The sequence below is a fragment of the Futiania mangrovi genome, from assembly GCF_024158125.1.
Classification (GTDB): Bacteria; Pseudomonadota; Alphaproteobacteria; order Futianiales; family Futianiaceae; genus Futiania; species Futiania mangrovi.
Genome location: NZ_JAMZFT010000002.1, coordinates 405,363 through 424,732, shown reverse-complemented (window position 1 = coordinate 424,732; position 19,370 = coordinate 405,363). Strand labels below are relative to the sequence as shown.

The 19,370-nt window shown below is 68.2% G+C and carries 16 protein-coding genes; 6 read left to right on the top strand and 10 right to left on the bottom strand.

The window, feature by feature from the left end; translation table 11 throughout:
• Window positions 1–27: 27 nt before the first annotated feature.
• The 7 genes from NJQ99_RS08925 to NJQ99_RS08895 form a co-directional block, all read right to left on the bottom strand.
• On the bottom strand, window positions 28–870 hold the full coding sequence (locus tag NJQ99_RS08925) for a class I SAM-dependent methyltransferase (RefSeq protein WP_269332481.1): 843 nt from the start codon (window positions 868–870) through the stop codon (window positions 28–30).
• Window positions 871–1,014: 144 nt separating this feature from the next.
• On the bottom strand, window positions 1,015–2,391 hold the full coding sequence (locus tag NJQ99_RS08920; protein WP_269332480.1) for a glutamine synthetase family protein: 1,377 nt from the start codon (window positions 2,389–2,391) through the stop codon (window positions 1,015–1,017).
• Window positions 2,392–2,529: 138 nt separating this feature from the next.
• Complete coding sequence (locus tag NJQ99_RS08915) at window positions 2,530–3,168, bottom strand: LolA family protein (protein WP_269332479.1); 639 nt, start codon at window positions 3,166–3,168, stop codon at window positions 2,530–2,532.
• 133 nt (window positions 3,169–3,301) lie between these two features.
• Entirely contained in the window at window positions 3,302–5,806 is a 2,505-nt protein-coding gene (locus NJQ99_RS08910; RefSeq protein ID WP_269332478.1) for a DNA translocase FtsK, read from the bottom strand.
• A 207-nt stretch (window positions 5,807–6,013) separates the two neighbouring features.
• On the bottom strand, window positions 6,014–7,345 hold the full coding sequence (locus NJQ99_RS08905) for an ammonium transporter (protein WP_269332477.1): 1,332 nt from the start codon (window positions 7,343–7,345) through the stop codon (window positions 6,014–6,016).
• A 20-nt stretch (window positions 7,346–7,365) separates the two neighbouring features.
• Window positions 7,366–7,704, bottom strand: a complete 339-nt coding sequence (locus NJQ99_RS08900; protein ID WP_269332476.1) for a P-II family nitrogen regulator — start codon at window positions 7,702–7,704, stop codon at window positions 7,366–7,368.
• Window positions 7,705–7,982: 278 nt separating this feature from the next.
• Complete coding sequence (locus tag NJQ99_RS08895; RefSeq protein WP_269332475.1) at window positions 7,983–9,332, bottom strand: amidase; 1,350 nt, start codon at window positions 9,330–9,332, stop codon at window positions 7,983–7,985.
• Between the two features lie 91 nt (window positions 9,333–9,423).
• On the opposite strand from NJQ99_RS08895, the gene NJQ99_RS08890 reads away from it, so the two are divergent.
• On the top strand, window positions 9,424–10,671 hold the full coding sequence (locus NJQ99_RS08890) for an FAD-dependent monooxygenase (protein ID WP_269332474.1): 1,248 nt from the start codon (window positions 9,424–9,426) through the stop codon (window positions 10,669–10,671).
• 20 nt (window positions 10,672–10,691) lie between these two features.
• Here the strand turns inward: NJQ99_RS08890 and NJQ99_RS08885 are convergent, their stop codons facing one another.
• Window positions 10,692–11,408 (bottom strand): YggS family pyridoxal phosphate-dependent enzyme, encoded by a 717-nt coding sequence (locus NJQ99_RS08885; protein ID WP_269332473.1) that lies wholly within the window; start codon window positions 11,406–11,408, stop codon window positions 10,692–10,694.
• A gap of 100 nt (window positions 11,409–11,508) precedes the next feature.
• Here NJQ99_RS08885 and NJQ99_RS08880 point away from each other — a divergent pair, with 100 nt between their 5' ends.
• Window positions 11,509–12,066: a thiamine phosphate synthase gene (locus NJQ99_RS08880; RefSeq protein WP_269332472.1), complete on the top strand. Its 558-nt coding sequence runs from the start codon at window positions 11,509–11,511 to the stop codon at window positions 12,064–12,066.
• On the opposite strand, the gene NJQ99_RS08875 is transcribed toward NJQ99_RS08880, so the two are convergent.
• Together NJQ99_RS08875 and NJQ99_RS08870 are read right to left on the bottom strand one after the other, a co-directional pair.
• Window positions 12,041–12,895: a sulfotransferase domain-containing protein gene (locus tag NJQ99_RS08875; RefSeq protein WP_269332471.1), complete on the bottom strand. Its 855-nt coding sequence runs from the start codon at window positions 12,893–12,895 to the stop codon at window positions 12,041–12,043. The two genes, NJQ99_RS08880 and NJQ99_RS08875, sit on opposite strands and share 26 nt — an antisense overlap.
• A 188-nt stretch (window positions 12,896–13,083) precedes the next feature.
• The gene (locus NJQ99_RS08870) at window positions 13,084–14,133 is read right to left on the bottom strand and encodes a porin (protein ID WP_269332470.1); all 1,050 of its coding nucleotides are present in this window, start codon (window positions 14,131–14,133) and stop codon (window positions 13,084–13,086) included.
• A 368-nt stretch (window positions 14,134–14,501) separates the two neighbouring features.
• On the opposite strand from NJQ99_RS08870, the gene NJQ99_RS08865 reads away from it, so the two are divergent.
• The 4 genes from NJQ99_RS08865 (at window position 14,502) to holA (ending at window position 19,341) form a co-directional block, all read left to right on the top strand.
• The gene (locus NJQ99_RS08865) at window positions 14,502–15,029 is read left to right on the top strand and encodes a DUF3576 domain-containing protein (RefSeq protein WP_269332469.1); all 528 of its coding nucleotides are present in this window, start codon (window positions 14,502–14,504) and stop codon (window positions 15,027–15,029) included.
• Window positions 15,030–15,119: 90 nt separating this feature from the next.
• On the top strand, window positions 15,120–17,723 hold the full coding sequence (gene leuS, locus NJQ99_RS08860) for a leucine--tRNA ligase (RefSeq protein WP_269332468.1): 2,604 nt from the start codon (window positions 15,120–15,122) through the stop codon (window positions 17,721–17,723).
• 49 nt (window positions 17,724–17,772) lie between these two features.
• Window positions 17,773–18,249 carry an LPS assembly lipoprotein LptE gene (lptE, locus tag NJQ99_RS08855; RefSeq protein ID WP_269332467.1) on the top strand — a complete coding sequence of 159 codons (477 nt, stop codon included), beginning with the start codon at window positions 17,773–17,775 and terminating at the stop codon, window positions 18,247–18,249.
• A 129-nt stretch (window positions 18,250–18,378) separates the two neighbouring features.
• The gene (gene holA, locus NJQ99_RS08850) at window positions 18,379–19,341 is read left to right on the top strand and encodes a DNA polymerase III subunit delta (RefSeq protein ID WP_269332466.1); all 963 of its coding nucleotides are present in this window, start codon (window positions 18,379–18,381) and stop codon (window positions 19,339–19,341) included.
• Window positions 19,342–19,370: the final 29 nt, after the last annotated feature.

Sequence of the window (19,370 nt, the reverse complement as noted above, 5' to 3'; positions counted from 1 at the left end):
TGCGGGCTCTGGCGCCCGCTTGCCGCGTCACATCTTCCGCAGCCAGAGACCGGCAGGCTGCGCCCCCGGTACCGTGGGCAGGCGGCCGATCACGCTTGCGGACACCTCGTCCCTCATGCGGGTCACGGCGTAATGGCTCGCCCAGAGAATCTCCCATCCGCCGCCGGCGAGCAGGGCGGCAACCGCGTTCTGCTCATTGTATCCGCGCCAGGCCCAGCCCGCAGGATAACCGTCGGGCAGGAAAATGTCGTGGATGTGAACGGTCACACCGGCCGGTAGGGCCGGAAGAACCCGCGCGAACAGCCGGTCCACGTCCGTGCCGGGCATCAGGATATGGCTCGAATCGATGCTGAGAATGTCGCCGGGCCGAAGTGCGGCGAACGGCGCGTCGTCCACCTGCTGCACCGTCGTGCGCAGCAGGGTCAGCGGCAGGGCGGCGATGTCGGCGCGCGGGGCCGGGTCGATCGCGGTTATCCGGGTGGCAAGCGCCCCGTCGGCCACCGCCGCCATGGCAAAGCGGGTGGAATGGCCCGACCCCACCTCGACAAGGCGCAGGGGGGCGAGCGTCGCTACCATGTGATAGAGGACCGCGGCATCGGGGGTCGGGAACCAGTCCTGCGTCCAGCGCGGTGCGGGCGGGGGTGCGGAACCGATGCGGGCGAAGGCGTCCGCGTGAGCTTCGAGCGCGTTCAAGCAGTCGGCGAATCGGGGCCGCGCGGCGTCGAGCAGACCTCCGATCTCCGGATAGGCGTCGTGGCCCGGAACGTCCACGCCGGAGGCATACCGGTAGGGAATGAAGAACCCGCGCGGCCGCCCGGCGAGCGTGGCAAGCCCGAAGGCGAGGCGGCGAAGGCGGCGGGAGAGGGACATGTGCAGCCTCGTGCAGGCGGTGGGCATGAGGCATAAGAGAGGAACCGGCGCGCTGCCGCAACACTTGCCCATCCGGGCGCGCAGGGATTCGCACGCCGCCTCCCCGTGATCTGGACAGCTGACTGGCCGCGTATACCCGGGCGGTCAGACGTTGAGCAGCAGGTGCTCCCGCTCCCAGGCCGAAATCACCTGCTGGTAGGCGTGGTGCTCCTCCAGCTTGACCTCCAGGTAGACCTGGACGAAGTCGGGCCCGAGAATTTCCCGCAGTTCGGTCGCGGACTTCAGCTTCTGTAGCGCGTCGAGGATGTGGCGGGGAAGCGCGTACCGCTGGGAGAGATAGGCACTCTTCGTCATCTCGGGCGTCGGCTTCAGCCGCTTGCGCATGCCGAGGTAGCCGCAGGCAAGCGTCGCCGCGATGGCGAGATAGGGATTGGCGTCGGCACCGGGCACCCGGTTCTCGACGCGCCGGTTCGCGGGCCGGGAATCGGGCACGCGCAGGCCGACGGTTCGGTTCTCCCGCCCCCAATGAGTGTTGACGGGCGCCGAGAGGTCGCGAATCAGGCGGCGGTAGGAGTTCACGTTCGGGGCGATCAGCGGCATCGCACCGGGCAGGAACTTCTGAAGGCCCGCGATGTAGTTCTTGAAGAGCGCGGTGTCCTTGCCCGTTGGCGTGGCGAAGAGGTTTCGCCCCGTCTCCACATCGAGGATCGACTGGTGGATGTGCATGGCACTACCGGGTTCACCCTGGTAGGGCTTGGCCATGAAGGTCGCGTACACGTCGTGCCGCAGGGCCGCCTGGCGCACGGTCCGCTTGAACAGGAATGTCTGGTCCGCGAGGCTCAGCGGGTCGCCGTGGTTGAAGTTGATCTCGCACTGCGCCGCCCCCGCCTCGTGGATCAGCGTGTCGATGTCGATCGCCTGCTCCTCGCAATAGTCGTAGACGTCCTCGAACAGCGGATCGAACTCGTTGACCGCGTCGATGCCATAGGGCTGGCGGGCGTTCTCCTGCCGCCCGGACTTTCCGATCGGCGGAACCAGCGGGTAGTCGGGATCGACGTTCTTCTGGCAGAGGTAGAACTCGACCTCCGGCGCGACGACGGGCTTCCAGCCCCGCTGGTCGTAGAGGGCGAGGATGCGCTTCAGCACCTGGCGCGGCGCCACCGTCACGGGGCTGCCGTCCTTGTAGACGGCATCGCAGATGATCTGCGCGGTCGGCTCGTCATACCAGGGCACGAGGCGGACGGTGTCGGGGTCCGGCAGGAGAATCACATCCGGCTCGGTCTCCGACAGCACCTCGGAATCGATCATGTCGCCGGTCACCGTCTGCAGGAAGATCGATTCCGGAAGACGCAACGAACGCTCGTCGAAGGTATCGAGAAACTTCTTCGTCGGCAGGATCTTGCCGCGCGCGAGGCCGTTCATGTCGGCGACGATGCACTCGACCTCGCTGACCTGCCGTTCGGCAAGCCATGCGGCAAGGCGGTCGCGGGTATCCTGCGGACTGCGGGCCGCGTCTTTCATGTTCCGGTCAGCCGGGCACCCGTGCGCGGAGAATCATGCACGCGACCCGATCCTGCTCCCTGTTGAGCGCCTGGACAGATCGCTAGCACGCCGGCACGGGCCTCACAAGCGGGGACAGGCAGCGCCCCGGAACCCGCGTCAGCGCGGCCCCTGGGGCAGCGGATCGTTGGCCACGAAGAGCCTGGGATCGAGGCTCATTCCCGTGCGCACGTCCTTCAGCGCGACCGTGGTTCGCTGACCCTGCGTGTCGGTGATGATCCATTGCCGGAGCGCGAGCGGCTCCTCGTTGAAGACGATGACGATCCGGCCCTGGTCCGGGTTGTCGCGGTCGCGGGCCGTGACGCGGATCGTGCCGTCGGCGCGGGTCACGTCCTCGATCAGCGCGCTTTCCTTGAGGTCGACCTCGTCGTCGAGGAGGAGCGAAAGCGGCGTTGCCGAAAGCGGGTAGCGGTCCTGGGTGTCAAGCTCCATGTCCTCGAGCACGACCCAGGTTCCATCGGCAATCACGCGAATCGGCGTCGGCGGCCGGTATTCGAACCGCATCCGGCCCGGCCGCCACATGTAGACGGTCCCGTCGACGATCGTGCCGTCCGGATTGATCTGCACGAAGGCAGCCTGAAGGCGGGGATTGGCATTGAGCCAGCCGCTGATGCGGTCGAGCGCACGCACGTCTCCCGCATCGAGATCGGCAGAATGGGCCGGCGGCCCCGCCAGCAGCAGGGCAAGCATGGCAGCGGCGGCGGCGAGTGTGGCGGCAAGGCTGTGTCGAATACTCATGGCGCTGATCCCTAGACCCTGAATACGGCGGCATCGGGACAATGCCGCGCCCCCGCAAAACGTTCCGGCGAGGCGCGTTCCGTCGCCTGCGCGAGGCCACCGGCCCGCTCCCGTGCCCTGAGCCGGAGCGGACCTAATCCTCGTTCGGGTCGCGGACGAGGATCTCCCTGCGCCCCACATGGTTGGGCCGGCCGATGATGCCCTGCTCCTCCATCTCCTCCACGATCCGGGCGGCGCGGTTGTAGCCGATCTGGAGACGGCGCTGCAGATAGCTGGTCGAGGCCTTGCGCTCGGCCGCCACGATGGCGACGGCCTGGTCGAACAGCGGATCGTTGCCGCTGCTGCCCCCGTCGCCGTCGTCGAAGCCGCCCGCAGCACCGCCGCCGCCCATGTCTTCCTCGTCCTCGGTCACGGCGTCGAGATAGTCGGGCGAGCCCTGCGCCTTCAGCCAGGCCACCACCTCCTCGACCTCCGTGTCGGAGACAAAGGGCCCGTGGACGCGGCGGATCCGGCCCCCGCCCTCCATGTAGAGCATGTCGCCCTGGCCCAGAAGCTGTTCGGCCCCCTGCTCGCCGAGGATGGTGCGGCTGTCGATCTTCGATGTCACCTGGAAGGAAATGCGGGTCGGGAAGTTCGCCTTGATCGTGCCGGTGATGACGTCGACCGACGGGCGCTGCGTGGCCATGACGAGGTGGATGCCGGCCGCGCGCGCCATCTGGGCCAGCCGCTGGATCGATCCCTCGACATCCTTGCCCGCGACCATCATCAGGTCCGCCATCTCGTCCACGATGACGACGATGAAGGGCATCTTCTCGGGCGCGATCTCTTCCTCCTCGTAGGTCGGGCGGCCCGTGTCGGGATCGAAGCCGGTCTGGATCTCGCGGGTCAGCGTCTCGCCGCGCGCCTCCAGCTCCCCCATGCGCTGGTTGTAGCCGGCGATGTTGCGGACGCCGAGCTTCGACATCTTGCGGTAGCGGTCCTCCATCTCGCGGACGACCCACTTCAGCGCCACGACCGCCTTCTTGGGATCGGTCACCACCGGTGCCAGAAGATGGGGGATGCCGTCGTAGACCGACAGTTCCAGCATCTTCGGGTCGATCATGATCAGCTTCACCTGATCGGGCGGCAGCCGGTAGAGGAGCGACAGCACCATGGTGTTGATCGCGACCGACTTGCCCGAGCCCGTGGTGCCCGCGACGAGAAGATGCGGCATGCGGGCAAGGTCCGCGATGACCGACTCGCCGCCGATGGTCTTGCCGAGTGCCAGCGCAAGCTTGAAGGGTGCCTGTTCGTACTCCCGCGAGGCCAGAAGCTCCCGCAGGTAGACGGTCTGGCGGCGGCGGTTGGGAAGCTCCACGCCGATGGCGTTGCGCCCGGGAATGACCGCGACGCGGGCGGAGATGGCGCTCATCGAGCGGGCGATGTCGTCAGCGAGATTGATCACGCGGGAGGATTTCAACCCCGGCGCGGGCTCCAGCTCGTACAGGGTGACGACGGGCCCGGGCTTGGCACCGATGATGTCGCCCTTCACGCCGAAGTCGTCCAGCACGCCCTCGAGAAGACGCGAATTCTCCTGCAGGGCGGCGGGAGACAGGGCGGGATCCATCTCCACCGCCCCCGGCGCCGCCAGAAAATTGAGCGAGGGCAGCGCATAGGGCGAGCCGCCATCGAGCGCGAGCAGCCGCTGCTCTCCGCCGCCGACGGCCTTGCGCGCCTTGCGGGCGGGCTTTTCCTTCTCGCGGCCAGCATCGCGGCCGATATCGCGACCCGCTTCGCGGGGGGACCTGCCTTCCGTCCGCGCGAGAGGCGCAGCGGCATAGGCATCGTCGCCGTCCGCGCCGAAAGCGTCAGCTCCATGCGCCGGGCCGAGCACCGGCTCGCGCGGGCGGCGCGGGCGCGGGGCATCGTCGTCCTCCCGGCTGCGGCGCGGGAGGAACCGGCGCGCGGCACGTGCGGCCTCGCCCAGACGTGCGGAAGCGTCCGCGGCCAAATCTCCCGCGCCCCGAAGCGAGCGCCAGCCACCGCGTCCCACAGTCCAAAGGCGGCGGGCGATCGCGACCGGTTGCAGGCCGAGCGTCAGCAGAAGGACCGCAGCCGCAGCCAGGGCCACCCCCGCCCGGATCAGCGCCAGCGGCAGCGCCGCCACCCATCCGGACAGGCCCGTATCGAGCGCGTGGGCAATCAGCGCCCCGAGATGGCCGCCGAGCCCGGTGCGGATCGGCCATGCATCCGGTGCCGGCAGGAAGGCGAAGGCGGCTGCAAGCCCAAGCACACCCAGCGGCCAGGCGGCAACGCGCACTGCCTCGTACCTGGCGCGGACGTGGGTCAGGAGCCGGACGCCCCACACCACGAGGCTCAGGGCGACGGCCAGTGCCCCGAGACCGAGCGTCTGAAGGAGCAGGTCGGCCACATAGGCACCCGACGTCCCGGCAAGGTTCGAGACGGGGCCGGGTGCGGCGTGTGTCGGAGAGGGGTCGGCGGGGTCGTAGCTCGCAAGCGCCAGGGCGATGAAAACCGCGAGCAGGATCATCAGGAGGCCAGCCCCCTCCCCTGCCCGGCGGCGCAGGAAGGCGCGCAGTCCTTCGTCCGTGCGCGCGCCGCGCCGCCCGCTGTCGCTCATGCGCCGTGTCCGAGCCATGCTCCGTCCAAGCTCTCTTCAACCGATTCGGTGGGTGCGATGGTACCCGCGCGTGCGGCGAGGTTCCAAAACATATAACCCCGCGGCGGCGCGCGGGGATAAGTCCGGCCAAAGAAAAGGCCCGGGCAGCGTACTGCCCGGGCCAGGTGCGCGGGGCCCGCCCGCCTCCGGAACGCGATGGAGACGGACGGGACCGGCCGGGAACGATCAGGCGATCTGGGAGCCCTTGCCGAACTCCGGATAGGCCTCCATGCCCAGCTCGGCACGGTCGAGACCCATGCGCTCGGCCTCGTCGGAGGCGCGGATGCCCATGGTGGCCTTCAGGATCGCCCAGAGCACGAAGCTCACGACCAGGACAAAGACACCGATGGCGACGATGCCCGTGATCTGCGCGCCGAAGCTCGCGTCCGAGTTCGTCAGCGGAACCGCCAGCGTGCCCCAGATGCCGCAGATCAGGTGGACCGGGATAGCGCCGACCACGTCGTCGATCTTCAGCTTGTCGAGCATCGGAACCGTCACGACCACCAGGACGCCGCCGATGCCGCCGATGATCATCGACATGAACAGCGAGGGCGTGAGCGGTTCGGCCGTGATCGAGACGAGGCCCGCCAGCGCACCGTTCAGCACCATGGTGAGGTCGATCTTGCCGAACATGATCTGCGTCATGATCAGCGCCGCAACCGCACCCGCCGCGGCGGCGATGTTGGTGTTGGCGAAGATGCGGCTCACGTCCGACGCGTCGGCGAGCGAACCCATGGCGAGCTGCGAACCGCCGTTGAAGCCGAACCAGCCCAGCCAAAGGATGAACGTGCCGAGCGTGGCGAGCGGCAGCGAGGAGCCCGGCATCGGGTTGACGCGGCCTTCCTTGTCGTACTTGCCGTGACGCGCGCCGAGCAGGATCGCACCGGCCAGCGCGGCCCAGCCGCCGACCGAGTGCACGATGGTCGAGCCGGCGAAATCGGCGAAGCCCGCCTCGTCGAGCCAGCCCGCGCCCCACTTCCAGGAGCCCTGGATCGGGTAGATCAGGCCGGTCAGAACGATCGTGAAGATCAGGAACGGCCACAGCTTGATGCGCTCGGCCAGCGTGCCCGACACGATCGACGCAGTCGTCGCGCAGAACATCAGCTGGAAGAAGAAATCAGAACCGACGGAGGCGTAGGTGATGTCCTCCATGGTTGCGTCGGGAGCCGGCTGCGGCAGCGAGGTCAGCCCGAAGGCACCCAGCCAGCCCGCGATGCTCCAGCCATCGCCCGGATACATCAGGTTGTAGCCGATGAGGAAGTACATGAGACCGGCAATGGAGAAGAGCGCGATGTTCTTCGTGCACTGCATGGCCACGTTCTTGGAGCGGACGAGACCCGCCTCCAGCATGGCGAAGCCGGCGGCCATCCACATGACCAGGAAGCCGCCGATGAGGAACAGCAGCGTGTTGAAGATGTAGGCGGTCTCCTGCGAGACGCCCGCGTCCTGGGCGTAGGCCGCCGCGGGCGCAAGGACGCCGAGCGCGGTCAGACCGGCAAGTCGGGTGAACTTTTTCATGGGGTGAACTCCTGAAAACGTCAGAGCGCTTCGGCGTCGGTTTCGCCGGTGCGGATGCGCATGACCTGCTCGACCGGCAGGACGAAGATCTTTCCGTCGCCGATCTGCCCGGTCTTGGCGGTCTGGGCGATCGTCTCGATCACGCGGTCGACCATGTCGGAACCGCAGACGACCTCGATCTTCAGCTTGGGCAGGAAGCTGACCGCGTATTCCGCACCCCGGTAGATCTCGGTATGACCCTTCTGCCGGCCATACCCCTTCACTTCGGTCACCGTCAGACCCTGGATCCCGAGGGCGGTCAGCGCCTCGTGGATCTCGGAGAGCTTGAACGGCTTGATGATAGCCATCACGAGTTTCATCGGATTCCCTCTCGAGCCTCCTGGACGAAGCCGCCCTCATGGACGGCCTGGCAGGGCATCTGCCCCCGGTGATGCCCGCAGATTGCTGCGGATACCCGTCACCCGTCCTCAGAGAGTCAAGAAGCGTGCCACTTTTCAGAAACCTTCCACTCGATTGAATTATATAGAGTTTTTCGAGTCTCGATTCCGCGCTGGCCCGATGGAACACTCAATTTGCATAAAAAAGAGGCGGCACTCGATGGCCGCCCCGCTATCGCCTAAATTTTATGCAGACCGTATCATGCACCCAAGGCGCGCTCCACCCCTGCACCCAGACGCAGCAGCCGCGCCTCGGCGTGCGGCGCCCCGAGCAGCATCAGGCCCACCGGCACGCCCGCCTCGTCGGTGCCGCACGGCACGGTCAGGCCGGAGAGGCCCAGGTAGTTCCCATAGCGCGTATTGGACAGCGCCTTGAGATTGCGCTCGACATAAAAGGCCTCGTCCTTCAGCAGGCGCGCCACCGGCGGGGCGGAGATCGGCACCGTCGGCATGACCGCAGCGTCGAACCCTGCCGTCCGCGCAACATAGGTCGCCTGCAGGCGGCGCCCCTCCAGCACGAGCCTGGCGAGGTCGATGGGCGAGGCCTTCGCGCCCAACCGGAACCGCTCGACGATCTGGGAGAACACCCGCTCGGGCGCGGATTCCACCAGATCTCCCCAGACGGCATACCCCTCCGCACTCGGCAGGTAGGGCCCGCGCGCGATGATCCGGTCGGCCTCGGCAAACTCCGGGACGTCGGCCTCCACCAGCGTCGCCCCGGCTTTCGCAAGCCGGTCCAGCGCCTCGCGCACAACCCGGTCGATGCCCAGTTCGCAATCGTCCCAGACGAGGGTACGGGGGACGAGCAGGCGCACGCCTTTCATGGAGGCGCCCGTCAGGTCGGGGGCCGGCCTGCGGGCGAGCGTCGCCCAGGCGACCGCCGCGTCGGCCACGTCGCGGGCAAGCGGGCCCGCAGTGTCCAGCGACGGTGCAAGCGGCAGGACCCCCTCCATCGGCAGCGTGTTCCAGGTGGTCTTGAGGCCGGTCACGCCACACCACGCGGCCGGCACGCGCACCGAGCCACCGGTGTCCGATCCCATGGCGACCGCCGCGAGTCCCGCCGCCACCGAGACGGCGGCACCGGACGACGAGCCCCCCGGCGCCAGCGGCTCGGAGCCCGAGTACGGGTTCGCGGGCGTACCGAAGGTCGGGTTGAGGCCGAGGCCGGAAAAGGCGAATTCCGACTGGTTGGTCTTGCCGGGCATGACCCAGCCGGCGCGGACACCGCGGGCGACGAGCGGGCAGTCGTGCTCCGGCACCCGGTCGCGCAACAGCGCGGACCCGTGCGACGTGGGGATGCCCGCGGTGTCGTAGAGGTCCTTCCAGGACACCGGTACGCCGTCGAGCGGCGAGGCGGTCATGCCCCGACGGGCACGGTCGTGGGCGGCGGCGGCCTCGCGCATCGCGCGCTCCTCGGTCCGCACGAGATAGACGGCGCGGTCGCCATCGACGGCCGCGATATGGTCGAGCAGCGCCGCGGTCAGTTCGCGGGCATCGACCCGGCCTGCGGCGATCGCTGCGCCCAGTTCGCGCGCCGACCTCTCCCTCACCACCCCCTCCATGCGTCGCTCCGTCGCTTGTTCCCGTGTTCGTCTCACGCTATGCCAGCAAAGACAGTCAAGGCAATCCAACGGGCACACCATGCCGCGCAAGCCTGCTTCCACCGAAACGGACGTGCTGATCGCAGGCGGCGGTATGGCCGGTCTTTCCCTTGCTCTGGCGCTGGCGCAAGGGGGCCTCAGCAGCACGGTTGTCGACGCACTGGCGCCCGAGACGGTGACGGACGCGGGCTTCGACGGGCGGGTCTCGGCGCTGGCCTATGCCGTCTGCCGGATGTACCGGGCGCTCGGCGTGTGGCCGCACATGGCGCACCATGCCCAGCCGATCAACGACATCGTGGTGACGGACGGGACGGTGCGGGGCGGGGCTTCCCCCCTCTTCCTCCACTTCGACCATCGCGAGATCGGGGAGGAGCCGCTCGGCCACCTGGTCGAGAACCGGCATATCCGGCTTGCCCTTTTCGCCGCGGCGCGGGATGTGTCCGCGATCACCCTGATCGCGCCCGGCCGGGTGACCGGCTACAGCGCGACGCCCGACGGCGTGACGGGCACGCTGGCGGACGGCCGCCAGGTGCATGCCCGCCTGCTTGCGGTGTGCGAGGGGCGGCAGTCGGCCTTGCGCGCCATGGCGGGGATCCGCACCATCGGCTGGTCCTACCGCCAGACCGGCATCGTCACGACCGTTGCGCATGAGAAGCCGCATCACGGCGTCGCGCAGGAGTTCTTCCTGCCGTCGGGTCCCTTTGCCATCCTGCCGATGACCGGCAACCGGGCCTCGCTCGTCTGGACGGAGCGGACGGAGCTTGCAGACGCGCTGCTCGCGCTCGATGCGGAGGACTTCGCGGCGGAACTGCGGGCACGCTTCGGCGACTATCTTGGGGCGGTAGAACCGGTCGGACCGCGTTGGTCCTACCCGCTGTCGCTGCAGATCGCGACCGACATGATCGCGGAGCGGGTGGCCCTCGTCGGGGACGCGGCGCACGGCATCCACCCGATTGCCGGCCAGGGCCTCAACCTCGGTCTGCGCGACGTCGCGGCGCTGGCGGAGGTGATGGCGCAGGCGCGGGGCCTCGGCCTCGATCCGGGCGCCTTCGACACGCTGGAGCGGTATGCCCAGTGGCGGCGCTTCGACACGGTCAGCCTGGCGGCCGTGACGGATGTGCTCAACCGGCTCTTTTCCAACGACATCGGGCCGGTGCGCCTGGTGCGCGACGTGGGCCTGTGGGCGGCCGGCCAGGCCGCGCCCTTGCGCCGTTTCTTCATGCGTCATGCGGGCGGCGACGTGGGCGACCTGCCGAAACTGTTGCGCGGCGACAGCCTCGCGGCCTGACAGACCGCCGGGCCAAGGCCCTACCGGTAGGCCTCGCGCGCGCCGAACAGGGCGGTTCCGACGCGGACATGGGTCGCGCCCAGGCGAACCGCTACCTCGTAGTCCCCGCTCATCCCCATGCTGAGCACCTTCAGCCCATGATCGCGCGCGAGATTGGCAAGCAGGCCGAAATGCAGTGCGGGTTCCTCCTCGACGGGCGGAATGCACATCAGGCCGTCCACGGCGAGGCCCGCTTCCTCACGCACCGTCTTAAGGAACGCACCGAGATCGCCGGGCGCAATCCCGGCCTTCTGCGGCTCCTCGCCCGTGTTCACCTGCACGAACAAGCGCGGCTGCCGGATCCCGGCCCTCGTTATCGCGTCGGCCAGCGCGAAGGCGAGCTTCGGCCGGTCCAGCGTCTCGATCACGTCGAAGAGTGCAAGCGCGTCCTTGACCTTGTTCGTCTGAAGCGGTCCGATCAGGTGCAGTTCGATGTCCGGATGCGCGGCCTTGAGGTCCGGCCACTTCGCGGCGGCTTCCTGCACGCGGTTCTCGCCGAAGGTGCGCTGGCCCGCGGCGATCAGGGGAGCGATGCGGTCTGGCCCGTGGGTCTTGGAGACGGCGACGAGCGTCACCTCCGCAGGATCGCGCCCGGCCTCCCGCGCGGCGGCGGCGATGCGGCCGCGAATGTCGGCGAGGCGGGCTTCGGGCGTGTCGGCAGAGGGCGTGTCGGCAGAGGGCGTGTCGGGCGTTGTCATGTGCAGGGCTACCGGTATGACGGGTGACAGGGCAGGCACGCTAGCAAGCAGGTCCCGCCCCGGTAAAGGCGGTGCAGCGGCGGCGAGCGTCCGTGCGCTCATGACCGACCCGGTCCGCCTGCCCGATGCGCGGCCCTACCTCCCGGCCCTCCCGCCCGGTACGCTGGTGATCGAACGCTCCTACGGTATGCCCGGCCGCGAGCGCCGGGTGCGCGCACTCGTCGCCGAGGCGCACGGCCACGGCCTCCGGGTGCTGGTGGCGGGCGATCCGGCGCTTGCACGGGCCTGCGGGGCGGACGGTGTCCATCTTCCGGAGGGTATGGCCCGATCGCTCCCCCGTCATGCCCTTCGCGGGCTGAGGCTCGTCACGATGGCCGCCCACGGGCCTCGGGCAATGGCAGCGGCCCGCAGGATCGGCGCCGATGCCGTACTGCTCTCGCCGGTCTTTCCGACGCAGAGCCATCTGGGCGCGCCTGCACTCGGCCCCTTGCGTCTCGGCGCGCTCGCCCGCGTATATCCCTGCCCGGTTCTGGCACTCGGCGGTGTCACGCCGCGGAACTGGCGGCGTCTCGCGCATATGCCGGGCGTGATCGGCTGGGCGGGGATCGGTTTTGCCGCCCGCCCGGCCTCCGTCAGGCCGCACCCTGCTTCGGAATGACCTTCGGGACATAGCCGAAGCGCGCCATCTGCTCCCCGTGGTCCGCGACGATCCGCTCGATCTGCGCGGGCGTGAGCAGCTTTCGCCACTGGTCGCGGGTGCCTTCCCGGAAGAAGGCCTTGGCGGTTGCGCTTCGCTCCTTGAAGCCCTTGGCTTTCTCCTGCTCCTTCAGCACGCGGAAGGAGGAGTAGCGGATCGCCTTCTGCAGCCGCTCCTTCGGCGGGTCGAGGCCCAGGAAGCGGGCGAGCTTGCCGAACGTCTTGACCGGCTTCTCCAGCATGTCCTCGTAGCGCATGATGTGCAGGCCGGGCCGTTCCTCCCGCGCCCAGCTCGTGACATGCACCGACCAGGTGTTGAGCAGCTGGGGCACGTGCCGTTCCGTCAGGTCGGTATCGGCGAGCGGATTGTTCATCATGGCGATCGCATCGTCGACCGAGAGCCCGAAGTGATGGGTCATGGAGATCACGACATCGAGCGGATTGCGCACGATGTAGATGGCGCCCGCGGTCACTTCCATGTTGTGGATGGGGTGGCCGCCGCGCTCTCCCAGGAAATTGTGGGTCTTCACGAACACCGAATCGGGCGACACCCGCGTGAAATCGCGGTGCACCTGCGCGCGCAGCGCCACGATCTCGTCGAGTGTCATCGATTCGAGTGGTTTCGTCGCATGCCGCTCGTACCAGCTGCGCGCACTCTCGCCGAGCGTGAACTTGTCGAGTTCGTTGACGTCCACGGGCTGCGCCGGGTTCGTCAGAAGATTGTGCAGGAAGGCGCGCGTCCACGTGTTTCCGGACTTCGGATAGGACGCCAGCCAGATGATCCCGCCCATGTACCGCTCCCCTTGAACAAGGCGCTCAACCCGCATGGGCATTTGCGCCCTGTTGTCGGGTATCGGGACCGGCAGGCGCCGTCAAGTCCGCGCGCCGGCACCCGCTGCCGCCAGCAGGTCATCGGACACAAAAGGAAAGGAGCGGACCCGAAGGTCCGCTCCCCCAATGCTGTTCAAGCCGGTGTGGCTTAGAACGACAGGCCGAGAACCAGCGCACCCACGGTGGAGTCGCCGTCCACGCCAGCAGCCGTTTCCGACTTGTAGTGCTGGAGGGCGAAGCCCGCCGTCACGCCGGCGCCGAGCTTGTAGGACAGGCCCAGTTCGTAGGCATCGTACTCGTCGTCGCCCGCACCCGTGTCGTACTCGGACGTCAGGTAGGCCAGGCCGACGGCCCACGGACCCGTGCCGTACCAGAGGCTGGCCGACAGCGTCGTCTCGTCGTTGGTGGAGGTCCGCTCCAGGTCGCGGTAGGCAACGCCGGCCGTGAAGCCCGCAACGCCGACGCGCGCACCGGCCGACCAGCCGGACTCGCCCGCCGCCGTGCCGTTGTTGTCGCCCGACATGAAGCCGCCGGACAGCGCGACGTTGAAGCCGCCGAAGTCCTGCACGTAGTTCGCGCCGACCTCGAACACGTCTTCCAGGCCGTCGTCAGCCGTCAGGACCGTGTAGGAGTCAGACGTACCAGACGTGCCCGCTGCGTCCGGCGTGTAGGACACACCGAGCTGGAAGCCACCGAAGCGCGGCGTGAAGTACGTGATCTTGTTGGCGTCCGACGTCGACACGAGGTAGGTCGTCGACGAGTTGGCGCCGCGGATCGGGTGGTGACGGAAGTTCGGCGTGTCGACGCCGTGGCCCGGAACGACCGACTGCGCACCGTAGTGCATCAGGTACGGAGCCGAGTTCTCGGCGCCGATCAGCACGCGGCCCCAGCCGCCGTCGAGGTAGACGTAGTGCTCGTCGATCTGGTCGCCCGTGGTGTAGGCCTCGAGCTGCACCTGCATGCCGACCGTCAGGCCGTTGTCCAGCGTGGTCTTCGCATTGAAGTGAATTTCACCTTCCTGCTTGACCTGGGTCGTCCGGTACTCGGTACCGCCGGCCGCATCGTCGTGGTCACCGGCGACGAACACCGCCTGGTAGTAACCGCCGACCGACACGTCGAGCTTCGCAGCGGCAATGCCCGTTCCGGCCAGAGAGGCCGCGACGAGCGCCGTCGTTCCATAAAGAACCTTTTTCATCATTCCCTCGCACGTTCCGCAAGTTGACTTTTATGCCCATGGCGGGTGCGCACGACCCCCCTTATCGGCAGCGCAACCATAGCCAAATCAGTGGCCGCACGGTCAACACTGCCGCCCTGCTGTCGTTGCAGAAACCGCGCGCTGTTGCACAAGTGACACAGGGGGCGGCAAGACATCGTTAAGAGACCGGCCCCGCGCGCAGTTGTCGGGACGCTGCGGAGTCTCTATAAAAACGGCTTGTTGCGGCCATCTTTTCGGGGCATCCGGATGGCCTTCCCAGATCGACGGAGGCGATAGAGCCCGTGAGCGTGACCTTCCCATTGCAGAGGCCGGACCGTGGCAGCAAGAACCGGCCGTGCGGCACTTCCCGCATGATTCGCGGCGCCTTGCCGGTCGTCCTCCTGTCGCTCTCGCTCGCCGCGTGCGGAGAATCGGAGCGGGTGTACCCCTACAAGGATCCGCTGAAGGGCCCGGTCCCCTACAGCACGAACGACCGCGCGCGCGAGGACAAGGTGTTCGGCCGCGACGGCATCAACATCTTCGGCGGCGACGAGGAGCAGGCGCCGGCCGGCACGGGCATCGCGGTCAACGCCTATCTCTGGCGCGCCTCCCTCGACACGCTCAGCTTCATGCCGCTGGCGAGCGCCGACCCCTTCGGCGGCGTCATCATCACCGACTGGTACGCCGCGCCGGAGGCGCAGAACGAGCGGATGAAGGCCAATGTCTTCATCCTCGACCGGCGCCTGCGGGCGGACGGCCTGCGCGTCGCGCTGTTCCGCCAGGTGCGCAACGAAAGCGGCGAGTGGGTGAATGCGCCCGTCAGCGACGCCGCGACAAAGCGTCTGGAGGACACGATCTTGACGCGCGCGCGCCAGCTTCGGCTCGACGACGTGGGCTGACGGACCGGCGCCGGCGCTCCCGTTTCCGTATCCGGGCAGCGGCGTCTGCTGCCCCGTTCCCCGTATCGCTTGAAGGACCGACCTCACGTCATGACGACCCGCTACGACGCCAAGACAGCGGAACCCAGGTGGCAGCGCGCGTGGGAAGAGGCGGGCGTGTTCCGCGCTTCCGAAGACCGGTCGCGGCCGAAGTTCTATGCGCTGGAGATGTTCCCCTACCCGTCGGGCCGCATCCACATGGGGCATGTGCGCAACTACACGATGGGCGACGTGGTGGCGCGCTACAAGCGGGCGCGCGGGTTCAACGTCCTGCACCCGATGGGGTGGGACGCCTTCGGCCTGCCGGCGGAGAACGCGGCGCGGGAGCGGGGCGTGCATCCGGCCGACTGGACCTACAAGAACATCGAGACGATGCGGGAGCAGCTCAAGTCGATGGGCCTCTCGATCGATTGGGACCGGGAGTTCGCGACCTGCGACCCCTCCTATTACCGTCACCAGCAGGCGCTCTTCCTCGACATGCTGGCCGCGGGCCTCGTCGACCGCCGCGAATCGACGGTGAACTGGGATCCCGTCGACCAGACCGTGCTCGCCAACGAGCAGGTGATCGAAGGGCGCGGCTGGCGCTCGGGCGCGCTCGTGGAGAAGCGCAAGCTCGCGCAGTGGGTCTTCCGCATCACCGACAAGGTCGAGAGCCTGCTGGGTGCGCTAGACGGGCTCGACCGCTGGCCCGACAAGGTCCGCCTGATGCAGGAGAACTGGATCGGCCGGTCGTTCGGCCTGCGGATGAGCTTCGACCTGCTCGACGCGGGCGGGGCTTCCGCCGGCGCGCTGGAGGTGTACACCACCCGGCCCGACACGCTCTACGGCATGAGCTTTTGTGCCGTGTCGCCGGAGCATCCCCTCGCGCTCGCCCACGCGCAGACCGATCCGGGCCTCAAGGACTTCCTGGCGGAGTGCAACCGCATGGGCACGTCGGAAGAGGTGCTCGAGAAGGCTGAGAAGCGCGGCTGGCAACTACCGCTGCGCGCCAAGCATCCGTTCATCGAGGGCAAGACGGTGCCCGTCTATGTCGCCAACTTCATCCTCATGGAGTACGGCACGGGCGCGATCTTCGGCTGCCCGGGGCACGACCAGCGCGACTTCGACTTCGCGCTCAAGTATGGCCTCGACATCATTCCCGTGGTCGCGCCGACGGAAGCGCTGGACGGCGATCTCGACCGGTATGTCCGGGAGTATGACCGGCGGGCGGAGGTGTTCACCGGGCCCGGCCGCATGATCAACTCCGGCCCCTTCGACGGCATGACCGTGGAGGAGGCGAAGGACGCGGCCATGTCGCGGGTGGAGGAGATGGGACGCGGCCAGCGCACCACGAATTTCCGCCTGCGCGACTGGGGCGTCAGCCGGCAGCGCTACTGGGGCTGCCCGATCCCCATCGTTCACTGCGCATCCTGCGGCATCGTGCCTGTCCCGCGCGACCAGCTTCCCGTCGAGCTTCCGCGTGACGTCGCCTTCGACGTTGCGGGCAACCCGCTGGACCATCACCCGGCCTGGAAGTACGTCGATTGCCCGTCCTGCGGCAAGCCTGCGCGGCGCGAGACGGACACCTTCGATACCTTCGTCGATTCCTCGTGGTATTTCGCGCGCTTCTGCTCGCCCCACGCCGAAGCGCCCACGGATCGGGATGCGGTGGACTACTGGCTGCCCGTCGACCAGTACATCGGCGGGATCGAGCATGCGGTTCTCCACCTCCTCTATTCGCGCTTCTTCACCCGGGCGATGCGCGACACCGGCCATGTGAGCCTGGACGAGCCGTTCGCGGGTCTCTTCACGCAGGGCATGGTCTGTCACGAGACCTACCGTGCGGCGGATGGCAGCTGGCTGGAACCCGGCGAGGTCGAAGTCCGCGACGGACAGCCCGTGGCCAGGGCAACGGGTGCGCCGGTTGAGACCGGCCCCGCCATCAAGATGTCGAAGTCGAAGCGCAACACGGTCGATCCGGAGGCGATCATCGCCGCCTATGGCGCGGACACGGCCCGCTGGTTCATGCTGTCCGACACACCGCCGGAGCGCGATATCGAGTGGACCGCCGCGGGTGTCGAGGGAGCTTGGCGCTTCACCCAGCGGATCTGGCGCACGCTGGACGAGGCGCGCGACACCCTTCCGCCCGCCGGCGCCGATATCCCGGCAGATCTTCCTGCAGCCGCCGTGGACCTGCGTCGCGCGGCCCACAAGGCCATTCTCGCCGTCACGGAGGATATCGAGAGCTTCCGCTTCAACCGTGCGGTCGCGCGCATCTATGAACTCACGAACACGCTGTCTGCCTTCAAGGCGACGGACACCGCGTCCGGTGCGGCCCGGCGGGAGGCGTGCGAGATCCTGATCCGTCTCATGGCGCCGATGATGCCGCACCTGGCGGAGGAAGCCTGGCATGCCATCGGCCATGACACGCTCGCCGCGGAGATGCCCTGGCCCGAAGCAGACCCGATGCTGACACGCGACGATTCCGTCGTGATCGCGATCCAGGTGAACGGCAAGCGGCGCGGCGAGGTCTCGGTCCCGAAGGATGCAGACCGCGACACGGTCGAAAGCGCCGCCCGTCAGATCGACGCCGTCTCTCGCGTGCTGGCCGACGGGGAGATCCGGAAGGTCGTCCTGGTGCCCAATCGTATTCTCAATTTCGTGGTGGCGGCCTGAGATGGCCCTCCCACTGTCACGGCGCCAGGTTTGCCGGGCAGGCCTCGCCGTGGCGGCATCTGGCCTGCTCGGTGCGTGCGGCTTCCAGCCGCTCTACGGCGTGAGCCAGGCGACCGCGCCGGCACTCAAGGCGGTGCGCGTGGCGGAGATCGCTGGCCGCGTCGGTTTTACCCTGCGCAACGCGCTGATCCGGGAGTTGCGGATCGACGGGGCAGAGGCGCCGCGTCAGGAGCTTCGCATCGGCCTGCAGGAAAGCGCCGAGGGTCTGGCCATTCAGCGCGACGATACGATCACGCGCTACAATTACAGGCTTGTCGCCACCTATCAGCTCGTTTCTCTCGACGACGGCAAGACGCTGACCGAAGGGCGCACGGAAGGTATCGCCGCCTACAATGTGGTCGATTCGCAGTTCGCGACCCTGATCGCGCGGCGAGACGTGGAGGCGCGCGCCGCACGCGACGTTGCGACCGACATTCGCTTGCGGCTGTCCATGTTCTTCGCGACCGGCGAGGGCAGGCAGGGCTGAGACCTCCGGTCTTCCGGACGTCCGCAACCGTACGTCCAGCCACCGCTCCATGCGCAGCCCTACCTTGAGGTTCCGATGGACATACCGCCGCAGAAACGCACCGACTTCGTAAGGTCGCCGCCCGCCGCAGTGCGACTTGTCGTACTTTACGGGCAGGAATCGGGACTCGCGCGCGAACTGGCGCAGGGGCTCATCCGTGCCGTTTGCGGGACGGCCGCCGACGATTTCCAGCTTGTCAGCCTGACGCCCGAGGATCTCAAGGCCGATCCGGCCCGGCTGCTCGATGAGGCGCAGGCAATCCCGATGTTCGGGGGGCGGCGGGTGGTCCATGTGCGGGATGCCGGCGACGGGCTCGCCGGCGCCGCTGCCGGTCTCCTGGAGACGCCCGGCGCCGAGGCGCTGACGATCGTCGAGGCGATCGGACTCAACAAGACCTCGAAGCTGGTGAAACTCGCAAGTGGCTCAGGGTCCGCAGCGGCCATCGCCTGCTACCCCGATTCGGCCCGCGATCTGGCCGACGTGGTCCGCGAGATGCTCTCTGCGGCCGGGCTCGGTGCAAGTGCCGAGGCGCAGGCGCTTCTCCTGTCCAGCCTTGGGGACAACCGGGCGGACACCCGCTCGCGGCTGGAGACGCTCATCCTCTACAAGGGGGAAGACAGGACGCCGGTGTCTGCCGAGGACATTCGCGCGGTTCTGGCCGATGCGCCGGAGACGCGGATCGGCGATCTGGCGGACGCCGTGCTGGCGGGGCGGATCGAACGGGCGCTTGTCCTGCTCGACCGCTGTCTCGAGAACGCCATCGCCCCCGGCGGGATCCTGCGCTTCCTCGGGGGCCAGGTCCGCCAGGTCCGCAAGGCGCGTGCGCTCAAGGGCCCGCCCGACAAGATGGCGCTCATGCGGATGTTTCGTTTGCCGCTGGATCGTGCCGCCGCGATGGCAGAGACGGTGCGGACCTGGGACGAAACACGGCTGTCCCAGGCCGAGCGGGTGCTGTTCGCTGCCGAGCGGGCGAGCCGCATACAGGCCGCGAACGACGCCGCTATTGTCGGTCAGGCCGTGATTGCGCTCGCGCGGCTTGCCGGCCGCAGGTAGGGCCAGGCACTACTGTTCTAATTCTTTGT